The organism is Roseomonas acroporae (genome assembly GCF_023223525.1).
Taxonomy (GTDB): domain Bacteria; phylum Pseudomonadota; class Alphaproteobacteria; order Acetobacterales; family Acetobacteraceae; genus Roseomonas_E; species Roseomonas_E acroporae.
The window spans coordinates 70977-81735 of the sequence record NZ_JALPRX010000065.1 but is presented as its reverse complement, the minus strand read 5'-3'; the positions used below and the strand labels follow the sequence as shown (position 1 = coordinate 81735).

The 10759-nt window shown below is 75.2% G+C and carries 7 protein-coding genes; 2 read left to right on the top strand and 5 right to left on the bottom strand.

Annotated features, from left to right (window positions below):
• Positions 1 to 431: 431 nt before the first annotated feature.
• Both M0638_RS15395 and M0638_RS15390 read right to left on the bottom strand, forming a co-directional pair.
• A complete protein-coding gene (locus M0638_RS15395) occupies positions 432 to 1271 on the bottom strand; it encodes a transglycosylase SLT domain-containing protein (RefSeq protein WP_248667884.1) in 840 nt (279 codons plus the stop codon).
• A 560-nt stretch (positions 1272 to 1831) separates the two neighbouring features.
• Positions 1832 to 2707 (bottom strand): N-formylglutamate amidohydrolase, encoded by an 876-nt coding sequence (locus M0638_RS15390; protein ID WP_248667883.1) that lies wholly within the window; start codon positions 2705 to 2707, stop codon positions 1832 to 1834.
• A 754-nt stretch (positions 2708 to 3461) separates the two neighbouring features.
• Here M0638_RS15390 and M0638_RS15385 point away from each other — a divergent pair.
• A complete protein-coding gene (locus tag M0638_RS15385) occupies positions 3462 to 6038 on the top strand; it encodes a cation:proton antiporter (RefSeq protein ID WP_248667882.1) in 2577 nt (858 codons plus the stop codon).
• A gap of 107 nt (positions 6039 to 6145) precedes the next feature.
• Here M0638_RS15385 and M0638_RS15380 read toward each other — a convergent pair whose 3' ends face one another.
• A complete protein-coding gene (locus M0638_RS15380; protein ID WP_248667881.1) occupies positions 6146 to 7588 on the bottom strand; it encodes an FAD-binding oxidoreductase in 1443 nt (480 codons plus the stop codon).
• Between the two features lie 364 nt (positions 7589 to 7952).
• Between M0638_RS15380 and M0638_RS15375 the strand changes: the two genes are divergently transcribed.
• Positions 7953 to 8519 (top strand): hypothetical protein, encoded by a 567-nt coding sequence (locus M0638_RS15375; RefSeq protein ID WP_248667880.1) that lies wholly within the window; start codon positions 7953 to 7955, stop codon positions 8517 to 8519.
• A 109-nt stretch (positions 8520 to 8628) separates the two neighbouring features.
• On the opposite strand, the gene M0638_RS15370 is transcribed toward M0638_RS15375, so the two are convergent.
• Both M0638_RS15370 and M0638_RS15365 read right to left on the bottom strand, forming a co-directional pair.
• Positions 8629 to 9927: a M48 family metalloprotease gene (locus M0638_RS15370; RefSeq protein ID WP_248667879.1), complete on the bottom strand. Its 1299-nt coding sequence runs from the start codon at positions 9925 to 9927 to the stop codon at positions 8629 to 8631.
• Between the two features lie 42 nt (positions 9928 to 9969).
• A complete protein-coding gene (locus M0638_RS15365) occupies positions 9970 to 10590 on the bottom strand; it encodes a LemA family protein (protein ID WP_248667878.1) in 621 nt (206 codons plus the stop codon).
• Positions 10591 to 10759 lie beyond the last annotated feature (169 nt).

Sequence of the window (10759 nt, the reverse complement as noted above, 5' to 3'; positions counted from 1 at the left end):
TAGTTCCGGCCCGGCGGGGGCCTGCCCCCGCCGACCGGCCCCGCCACGGCCCTCCCCGGGACAGGGGGTGGGGCCGGCGCCGGGGCGAGAGACCGAGGGGAAGGGCGCCGCGAGGCGCCCTTTTCCGTGTCCGACGGCCCCGGCCCATGGCGAAGCGCCGTGCGGTGGCGACCGCGCGTCGCCACAGATCCTTGTCCTCGGCGCGGCTTCACGCCTTCGGGCCTGTCCGCCCCTGGCGATCCGCTCCGGTGCCATGGGCCCGGAGCCGGTCGGAGAGGACTGCGGCGGAGGGATGGCGAGGGATTTTTCGTGCCGGGAAGGAAGTCCCTTCCCCGATGCGGGGCATCTGGGCAAGGGGCTGACGCTCCGCCTTTTCCCCCGGGCGCGGAGAAGACCCGCCAGACCGGCCCGCGGGCCTCTCCAGCCGGCTCTCAGCGCAGCGGCAGCGCGTCGGCGAGCCGCAGCGGCGCCGGGCCACGCGTCATCAGCGGGATGGGCGCCGCGCGGTAGGCGTCCAGGCCACGGCCGCCGGTCCCGCCGCCCATTGCCAGGCCCGCGCGCGACCCGCCGCCCGCGGTGAGCGCCGGCATGCCGAAGCCGCCCGCCCCGACGCCGAGCCCGGCGAAGCCGCCGAGCATGATCGGCGGACGATAGGCCGAGGCCGCCGGCAGGCCGCCCAGCCCCGACAGCGTGCCGGGCGGGTCGATGGCGGCGAACCGGGTCTCCTGCTGCCAGGCGGCCAGCACGGCGGCACGATAGGCGCCGGCGCGCTCCGGCGTGCCGGAATGGTAGTTGCCGATCGTCACGTTCCAGTCCCGCCGCGTCTCGTTGAGACGGAGCAGGAACTGCACCGCGTAGCGGGCATTGGCGAGGGGATCGAAGGCCGCCTCCAGCGAGGGGAAGGCACCGGGGTGGGCGCTGAGGTTGATCTGCATGCAGCCCACGTCGATCGAGCGGACGCCGCGCGCCTGAAGTTGCTGCACGGCGGCAATCGCTTCCTCCCGGCTCTGGAAAATACTGCCGCGCCCCTCGGCGTTGATGATCCAGGGCCAGGGAAGGACGAGCCCGGTGGCGGGATCGCGCCGGCCCGATTCGACCCTGGCGATGGCGTGGAGCATCTGCGCGGGCAGCCCGGCCTCGCGTTCCGCCGTGGCGATGGCGGCGCGGCAGAGGCGGCCCGGATCGCCCTGGGAGAAGCCGGCGGCCGGGACGGCCGGCAGGCAGCCCAGCACCAGGCAGGCGAGGAGGATGGCGAGGCGTGGAGCCGGCATCGGCCATGGGCGGCGCCGGCGGGGAAGCCAGGGGAGCATGGCGCCCCGGGCGGCAAGCACCGTGCCAGATGCCCTGCGGAAGGCAGGGGGCTGCCTCGACCGGAATCACGTGTCCGTGTTGGTGCGGCGCAGAATTCCACTTGCGTGCAAACGATTTCCCGCCTAGATTTCCTCTCGCAGCGCACGAGGTTCTCGTGTTGCTGTCTTTCTTGGACGTTTCCTCCCTAAACTTGGCGGTGCTTCGGCACCGCCATTTTTTTTGCCTGCGTCCCGGTGGCGGGAACGATGCCCCGCCGGGCGGGACCCGTCGGAAGGCTGGCGGGGCGTGGCGGAACGCCGTCCCGCCGGCGTGAGGGGGTGTCCACGCCGCTTTCACGCCGCCGGGCGAAGGGGCGGCCGGTGACGGGGCGCCATAGGCCGCCATGGCCCGCCCGGCGAGGGCCGGGCCGAGGCGTCCCCCGCCCCTGTGTCCGCGCATCTCCGTGTCGCGGGCGGGGATGTCCTCGGCTGGAACGCGCAGGGGCTGGAATGCATGGGCCGCGGGCCGTCGCGGCCGGGTTTCAGGCGAGGAAGGACCAGTCCGTTCCGGCCATCAGCGCCACCAGCGCCGTCAGGTCGCGGCGCAGCGCCGCCATGCCGGGGCCGCGCTCCACCGCCACCTCGTCCATGTAGAGGGTGCGCGCGATCTCGATCTGCAGGGCGTGCACCCCGTCGCGCGGGCGGCCGTAGTGGCGGGTGACGTAGCCGCCGGCATAGGGGTCGTTGCGCCGCACCCGGTAGCCCATGCCCGAGAGGGCCTCCTCCACCAGCCGCGTCGCGCGCGGCGCGCAGGCGGTGCCGTGCGCGTCGCCGAGCACGAAGGCCGGCGGCGTGCCGCTCTGGGCGGGATGGGTGGGCATGGAATGGCAGTCGACCAGCAGGCAGAAGCCGAAGCGGGCGCGGGTCTCGGCGATCAGCGCCGCCAGCGCGTCGTGGTAGGGCTGCCAGCACTGGCGGATGCGCGCCTCCGCCTCGGCGAAGGTCAGCTTGCGTCGGTACACGGTCTCGCCGGTCGCCACCACGCGGGCGATGGTGCCCAGCCCGGCGCCGACGCGCGGGCTGGCCGTGTTCACCCAGGGAGGCAGCGGCCCGTCGAACATCGCCGGGTCCAGCTCCCACGCCTCGCGGTTGGCGTCGCAGTAGACGCGCGGGAAGGTGGCGGCGAGCAGCGGCGCGCCATGGTCGGGCGCGGCCGCGAACAGCTCCTCGACGAAGCCGTCCTCGGAACGGCGCAGCGCCACCGGGTCGAGGCGCGACTCGGCCACCAGCGTTCCCGGATAGGCGCGGCCGGAATGGGGCGAGGCGAAGACGAGCGGCGTCGTCTGCCGTTCCGGTCGCGTGATCAGGACCGGCGGCAGCGTCGACAGCTCGGCGGAGGTGGGAAGCGGAACGTCCATCCACGGGAATGAAGCCATAGCCGCGGCCGCCTGTCATCCGACTGCGCGCCGAACGGCGCGGGGGAATGGCGGTTTCCGGCGGGCCGGTCCCGATGGCCCGACTCCGGCAATGCGACTCGGGCGATGCGACTCCGGCAGTGCGACTCCGGCATCCCGCTACCGGCGGGCGGTCGCCGCGCACGGCGGCACGGCCGGTGCCTGATGGCGGGGAGGCAGGCGGGGCGCCGGCCGACCCCAACCCCGGCCCCAATCCCGGTCCCCGCCCCCGGCGGCGGAATCCGCCGTCGCTGGCGGGGTTGCCGACGATCCCCACAGGAACATCCCCAGCGCCTGTGGATAACCCTGGGGATGCCCGTCACCCCGCCCGCGCTTCCCCGATGGATTTCAACGCCCTTGTCAACGCGAACGGGCTGTGAACGGGACGAGGCGCGCCGCTCATGTTGCAGATGGGTGACGGCGCCGTGGCGAACCATGCGCAACCCTTTGCCGCACACGGCAACGTCTTCCCGTGCGACGCTGCCGCGCCGGGCCGTTGCGCCGCACCCTCGGGGGTTGCGGTGCGGCGACGGTCTGGCGCATGCCTCCCAGGCGGGCGATGCCCGCGACCCGGCCCCGGTTCCGGAACGCGCGGTCCGCGACGGGGCGCGGGGCGGCCGGCAATCACTTCGGGGGCGCCCCGGCGACGGGCGCCTCCCTTCGATCGCCCCACCGGACCGGCCGGCGCCGGCCGGCGCACGCCGCAGGAGCCGACAGGATGCTCACGGAACTGCCCGACACGCTGCTGGTCATCGCCGTGCTGCTGGTCATCGTCAGCGCCATCCAGCCGCTCGCCCGCCGCCTGCTGCTGTCGGACTCGGTCCTGCTGGCCATGGTGGGCGTGATGATCGGCGGCGTCGCCACCCTGCTGCTGCACGACCGCGTCGCCGGCGTGCTGGACGAGGCGGCGAGCCGGGTGACGCGGCTTCCCGTCAACGCCGAGGTGTTCCTGCTCGTCTTCCTGCCGCTGCTGGTGTTCCACGGGGCGCTGCGGATCGACGTCCGCCGCCTCGCGCGGGACGCGGCGCCGGTGCTGGTGATGGCGGTGGTGGCGGTGCTGGTCACCACCTTCGCCATCGGCTACGCGCTGCACCCGCTCGCGGGCGGCGTGCCGCTGGCCGCCTGCCTGATGCTGGGCGCCATCGTCGCCACCACCGATCCCTCGGCCGTGGTCGGCGTGTTCCGCGACATCGGCGCCGACGGGCGGCTGACGCGGCTGGTCGAGGGCGAGAGCCTGCTCAACGACGCGGCCGCGATCGCGCTCTTCACCATGCTGCTCTCGCACCTCGCGGGCGGCGCCCCGCTCGACCCGCTGACGGCGGCGCGCGACTTCGTCCTCTCCTTCGGGGGCGGGATGCTGGCGGGCTTCCTGCTGGCGCGGCTGGTGCTGGCCGCCATCCCCTGGCTCGGCGGCAACCGCGCGGCGGAGACCACGCTGACCCTGGCGCTGCCCTACCTCGCCTACATCATCGACGAGCGCTTCCTGCACGTCTCCGGCGTGGTGGCGGCGGCGACGGCGGGGCTGACGCTGAGCGCCGCCGGCCCCTCCACCTTCCGCCCGCAATCCTGGACCTTCCTGCACGAGGTGTGGGACCAGCTCGCCTTCTGGGCCTCCAGCCTGGTCTTCGTGCTGGCCGCCATGCTGGTGCCGAAGCTGATGCTGGGGATGGACCGGGGCGACCTCGCCCTGGTCGGCGTCGTGGTGCTGGCCGCGACCGCGGCGCGGGCGCTGGTGCTGTTCACCATCCTGCCGACGCTGCGCTGGGCCGGGCTCTGCCAGCGCGTGCCGATCCCGTTCAAGGTGACGATGCTCTGGGGCGGCCTGCGCGGCGCCATCACCCTGGCGCTGGCGCTCGCCGTGACGGAGAACCCGGCGGTGCCGCCGCGGATCCAGCAATTCGTGGCGATCCTGGCCACCGGCTTCGTGCTGTTCAGCCTGCTGGTGAACGGCACCACGCTGCCCTTCCTGGTGCGGGCGCTGAAGCTCGACCGGCTCTCGCCGGCCGACCAGGCGCTGCGCAACCAGGTGGTGGCGATCGGCCTCGGCGAGGTGCGCGACCGGCTGCGGCGCATGGCGGGGGAGCTGGGCTTCTCCGCCCCGGCCACGGCGCCGGTGCTCGACCGCTACGAGCGGCGCATCCGCCGCGAGACGGCGGCCAACACCTTCGACACCGCGATCAGCGACCGCGAGCGCGTGACGCTCGGCCTCATCACCTTCGCCTCGCAGGAGCGTGCGCTGCTGCTGGAGATCTTCCGCGAGCGCGGCATCTCGCGGCGGGTGATCGAGAGCATGCTCTGGACCTCGGAGAGCATGCTCGACGGGGCGCGGGCGGGCGGGCGGCACGGCTACGTGCAGGCCGCCCGGCGCCGCCTGCAGCCGACGCTGCGCTTCCGGTTCGCGCAGCGCGTCCACCGCCGCTTCCGCTACGACCGGCTGCTGATGCACGCCATGGCCGAGCGTTTCGAGATGCTCCAGATCACCCACGTCGTCTCGGTGGCGATGACGCGCTTCATGCGCGAGCGCATGGAGCCGGTGCTGGGCCGCCGCGTCACCGAGATCGTGGCCGACATCGTGGCCCGGCGCGACGACATGCTGCAGGACGCGATCGACACGCTGCGCCTGCAGTACCCGGGCTACGCCGAGGCGCTGGAGCGCCGGATGCTGCGCCAGATCGGCCTGCGGCTGGAGGCCGAGGAGTATGTCTCGCTGCACCGCGAATCGCTGATCGGCGAGGAGCTGTTCCAGGAGCTGATGCGCGGGCTGGAGGCCGCGGCCGGGCAGGTGAGCCGGCCGCTGCGCTTCAACCTCCAGGCCGGGCTCGACCGGCGGCTGAAGGAGTTTCCCGCCTTCGCCAGCCTGCAGGAGGCGGCGCTGCACGACCTGGCGCTGAGCGTGACCCTGCGCTTCGCCGTGCCGGGGGAGCGGCTGTACCGGGCCGGGCAGCGGGCGGACGCGGTCTACCTCGTCAGCGCCGGCGAGGTGGAGGTGGTGCGGGACGGGCAGGAGGTGCGGCTCGGCCGCGATTCGGTGTTCGGCGCGGAGGAGGTGCTGGCCGGCACGCACCGGCAGGGGCGCGCCCGCGCGGTGGGCTTCTGCCACCTGCTGGAACTGGCGGCCGCGGACTTCCTGCGGCTGGCGGAGGAGGCGCCGGAGATGCCCGGGCGGATCGGCCGGCTGGCCGCCGGGACCACGCCGGAGGCCGTGTCCGGAACGCCCTCGGGGACGCCCTCGGGGGCGGTCCCGTCGGCGCGGCTGGTGGCCTTCGACCCGCGCCGGGCGATGGCCGATCGCTGAGGCGGCGCCGTCCGCCGGGACGGCGGGTCCGGGGCCGTCCGCCGGGACGGCGGGTCCGGGTTGGCGGGGCGGCGTGCCGGCCGGGACCGTTCCCGCCCTTCGCCGCTTCAGTTCCGGAACATCTTGCCCGGGTTGAGGATGCCCTTCGGGTCCAGCGCCGCCTTGAGGCTGCGCATCACGGCCAGCGCCTCCGGCCCGTGCTCCTGCTCCAGGAATTCGCGCTTGCCGAGGCCGATGCCGTGCTCGCCCGAGCAGGTGCCGCCGACGGCGAGGCCGCGCGCGACGATCTTCCGGTCCAGCGCCCAGGCGCGTTCCAGCGCGTCGGGGTCGTCCTGGTCCACCAGGATGACGGTGTGGAAATTGCCGTCGCCGACATGGCCGACCATGGGCGCGGAGAGGCCGGAGGCCTCGATCTCCGCCTTGGCGCCGAGCAGCGCCTCGGCGAGTCGGGAGATGGGGACGCAGACATCGGTGGTGACGCCGCGGCTGTTGGGCTGCGAGGCGATGGCGGCCCAGTAGGCGTTGTGGCGGGCGGTCCAGAGCCTGTTGCGGGTCTCGGCGTCGGTCGCCCAGGCGAAGCCGTTGCCGCCGGCCTCCAGCGCGATCGCCTCGACGGCCCGCGCCTGCTCGGCGACGCCGTTCTCCGAGCCGTGGAACTCGAAGAACAGGGTGGGCAGCTCGGCCAGCCCTTCGAGCTTGGAGTAGCGGATGCAGGCGGCGACCTGCACCTCGTCGAGCAGCTCGATGCGCGCGACCGGGATGCCGGACTGCATGGTGGTGATGACGGTCTCGACGGCGGCGCGCAGGGTCGGGAACTGGCAGACGGCGGCGCTGGTCGCCTCGGGGATGCCGTGCAGGCGCAGGCGGACCTTCGTGACGATGCCGAGCGTGCCCTCGGAGCCGATCATGAGGTGCGTCAGGTCGTAGCCGTTGGCGGCCTTGCGGACGCGCCCGCCGGTGTTGATGACGCGGCCGTCGGCCAGCACCACCTCCAGCCCCAGCACGTTCTCGCGGATGGTGCCGTAGCGGACGGCGTTGGTGCCGGAGGCGCGGGTCGCGCACATGCCGCCGATGGTGCAGTGGCTGCCGGGGTCGACGGGGAAGAACAGGCCCTGGTCGCGCAGGTGGTCGTTGAGCTGGTGGCGGGTGACGCCGGGCTCGATCAGGCAGTCCATGTCCTCCTGGTTCACCTCCAGGATGCGGTTCATGCGCGAGAGGTCGAGGCTGATGCCGCCGCGCACCGGGTTGACGTGGCCCTCCAGCGAGGTGCCGGCGCCGAAGGCGGTGACGGGCACGCCGTGGGCGTGGCAGAGGGCGAGGAGGCGCGAGACCTCGCCGGTGCTCTCGGCGAAGGCGACGGCGTCCGGGAGGGTCGGGGTGGTGGTGTCCTCGCCGCGGCCGTGCTGCTCGCGCACGGCGCGGTTCTCGGTGAGGCGCTCGCCGAGGAATTCGCGGGTGGCGGCGAGGACGGCGGCGAGGTGCGCCGGGGTGGCGGCGGCCCGTGGCGGGCGCGGTTCGGTGCCGGCGGGGTCGAGCAGGGTGTGGTCCATGGGGGCGATCCTCCGCAGCCGGATGGGTGCGGCGCGAGGGGCCGGCGGGGCGGCCCGGCCGGGCTGTGCCGGCGGGGGTGGCCTCGGCCGGCGCGGCGGGCGCGGCGTCCGGGGGGCGATATCACGCGGCTCGCGGCAGGGGAACGCCGTCGCGCCGATCGGGCCGGCGGGCGCGGCCGGGGGCGGCCGGGGGCGGGGAGAACCGCCGTCGGCCGCCGGCGCGGCTGCCGCCCGGCCCGGGGTGGACGGAAGTCGCGCCGGCCCTTGTTTTCACGCATTTCCCGAGCCGGTGGGCGAGTACGCCCGGCCTGAAAATGCTCTAGAAGGGCCGGGCGTAGGGGACCGCGAGGGAGAGACTCGGACGATGCGGCGACTGGTTCGGGCTTTGGTGGTGCTGGCGGTGCCGCTCGCGCTTTCCCTGACGGCGTCGGGGGTGGATGCCCAGGGAAGTGGCCAAGGGAGCGGTCAGGGGAGCGGCCAGCGCGGGGGCGCGCCGCGGGGCGGGCCGGCGGCACCCGCCGCGCCGGCCGCCACGCCGGCGCCGGCCCCGGTCGGGCGGCCGCAGCCGCCGCACGCCTGGGTGTTCGGGAGCTGGACCGGCGGGATGTACTCGGCGGCCGACACGGAAGGGCCGGCCTGCGCCGCGGAGCCGACCGTGATCTTCACCCGCGACATCGTGATGCGCGTCAGCGCCCTCGACGTCTCGTACCGGCAGCGGGCGATCGAGACGGTGGCGGCCAGTGGCGACGGGCTCGACTTCCGCTTCGTGCCGGTGGGCGCGGCGGGGGGCATGATGGGCGGCGTGCCGCCGGATATCGGCTTCAGCTGCCCGGGCGGCCCCAACGTGCTGCGCGTGGAGCGGCGCGGGCCGGACGAGATCGTCTTCCCGAACTGCCCGGAATTCCCGGCGCCGCTGCGCCGCTGCCACTGACGCGGCGGGCCGGGGCCGCCGCGCCCGGCCGCCCTCCACGGACGCCCCCCATCACGGGTGCCCACCCGGGAACTCCCGCCGCGCGGGGGCGCGCGCCGCGGCGCGCGGTTCAGCCGGCCGGCGGTCGGGCGGGGCGCGGCGGCAGCCGCACCGTCTCGTCCATGAAGGCCGGACGCGGCCCGGCCTGCGGGGCGGCGGCCGGGCCGCGCCACCAGGGCTGCGCGACCGCCTCTCCCGGTGCCGCGGCCTCGCCGGGCGGGTTCCCCGGCGTCCCCCCGGCCGCTTCCGGGGGACCGGCCGCCGGTGCGCCGAGGGGCGTGCCGAGGGGCGTGCCGAGGAGCGTGCCGGCCGGCGTTGCGGCCGCGCTTCCCGGGGCCGGGTCGGCGGCGGGGGAGGGACCGGTGGCCGGCCCGGGGTCGCGGGCGCCGGCGTAGCGCACCAGCGCGCCGATCCGGTCCTCCATCGCCGGGTGCGTGGCCAGCCAGCCGGCGGGCAGCAGGGCGGCGGGGGAAAAGCCCCTGGCCGCGTCCTCGGCGGCGTCGGCGTCGTCGAGGAACAGCGCCCGGACCTGGGCCGGCACCTCGGGCATGGCGGAGTGGCCGGCCACCTTGCGCAGCGCGGCGGCCATGGCGTCCGCGTCGCCGGTCAGGGCGACAGCGCCGGCATCGGCCAGGTACTCGCGGTTGCGCGACAGCGCCATGCGGAGCGCGAGGGCGAGGGTCCAGGCGATCGCCGCCACCGCCATGGCCAGCAGCGCCCCGATCCGGCCGCCGTCCCGCCCTCCACCCCAGCGGCCGCGCCCGGGGCCGGCCCGGAGCGCGCCGCGCAGGACCAGCTCGGCGGCGAGCCCGATGATGCCGGCGAACACGGCGGCGATCACGCCGAGGCGGGCATCGCCGTTGCGGATGTGCGTCAGCTCGTGGGCGAGCACGGCGGCGAGCTCGCGGTCGTCCAGCGCGTCCAGCAGGCCGCGCGTCACCGTCACCGCGCCGCCGTCCCGGCCGAGGCCGCTGGCGTAGGCGTTGCGCGCGGGGCTTTCGATCACGGCGAGGCGCGGCATGCGCAGGCCGCGGCTGATGCACAGGGTCTCCAGCAGGTTCCACAGGCGCGGCTCGTCGCGCCGGGTGACCGGGCGGGCATCGCTGGCGAGGTCGAGGAGGCGCTGCGAGAAGGCCCAGGCGACGGCGAACCAGATCCCCGCGCCGAGGAAGGCGAGCGGCAGGATCCAGGCCATGGCGTGCCAGGCGTCGCGCAGCCGGGAGCCCCAGGACCAGGGCATTCCGGCGGTCGCCGCGAGCTTCAGGCCGAAGCAGAGCAGCGCCAGCAGCAACGGGAAGCCGGCCAGCAGCAGCAGCGAGCGCAGCGCCGTGTTCCAGCGGTGGGTGCTGAGGCCGGTCGCGGTCAGCATCGGCGGTTCCCGTCTCCCCTGCCTCCCGGTCGCCGGCGGCGGTCAGAACGTCACGACGGGGGCCGCCTGCACGGCGGTGCGCTCGGCCTCGGGCAGCTCGAAGAAGCCGCGGTGGCGGAAGCCGAGGGCGCCCGCGAACAGCACCGCCGGGAACTGCTCGGTGGCGGCGTTGTACTCGGCGACGGCGTTGTTGAAGAAGCGGCGCGCGGCGGCGATCCGGTTCTCGATGTCGCCGAGCTCGGCCTGGAGCTGGAGGAAGTTCCGGTTGGCCTTGAGGTCCGGGTAGCGCTCCGAGAGCGCGAAGAGCTGGCGCAGCGCGCCGCCGAGCTGCTGCTCGGCCGCCGCGGCGGCCTCCGGGCCGCGGCCGACGCCCTGGTCCCCCGCTGGACTTCCCCCTGGACCTTCCCCCGGACCAACGCTTCCCTGGGCCACGACGGCGGCGTTGCGGGCGCGCACCACGGCGTCCAGCGTGCCGCGCTCATGCGACGCGTAGCCCTTCACCGTCTCGACGAGGTTGGGGATGAGGTCGTGCCGCTGCTTGAGCTGCACGTCCACGTCGCTCCAGGCCTGGCCCGTGGTCTGACGCAGCGAGACGAGGCGGTTGTAGACCACCACCAGCCACAGGACGAGAAGGGCCAGGATGCCCAGGATGACCCATTTCACGGCGAGACCCACCTCCGAGGCGCGGGGCCGGCTTCCCCGCCGGCCGGGCTTGTCGCGCCGGAACATGCCGGCGGAGGCTTTCGTCGCGCTGGCGGCGGCCGCGCCGCGCCGCCAGGGGCGCCGCCAGGGGCGCCGCCGGGAGCGCCACCTGGAGTGCCACCGGGTGCGT

Excerpts from the sequence above, each read along its gene's own strand:
- M0638_RS15395 (WP_248667884.1), bottom strand. The coding sequence starts at position 1,271 with ATGCCGGCTCCACGCCTCGCCATCCTCCTCGCCTGCCTGGTGCTGGGC.
- M0638_RS15390 (WP_248667883.1), bottom strand. The coding sequence starts at position 2,707 with ATGGACGTTCCGCTTCCCACCTCCGCCGAGCTGTCGACGCTGCCGCCG.
- M0638_RS15385 (WP_248667882.1), top strand. The coding sequence starts at position 3,462 with ATGCTCACGGAACTGCCCGACACGCTGCTGGTCATCGCCGTGCTGCTG.
- M0638_RS15380 (WP_248667881.1), bottom strand. The coding sequence starts at position 7,588 with ATGGACCACACCCTGCTCGACCCCGCCGGCACCGAACCGCGCCCGCCA.
- M0638_RS15375 (WP_248667880.1), top strand. The coding sequence starts at position 7,953 with ATGCGGCGACTGGTTCGGGCTTTGGTGGTGCTGGCGGTGCCGCTCGCG.
- M0638_RS15370 (WP_248667879.1), bottom strand. The coding sequence starts at position 9,927 with ATGCTGACCGCGACCGGCCTCAGCACCCACCGCTGGAACACGGCGCTG.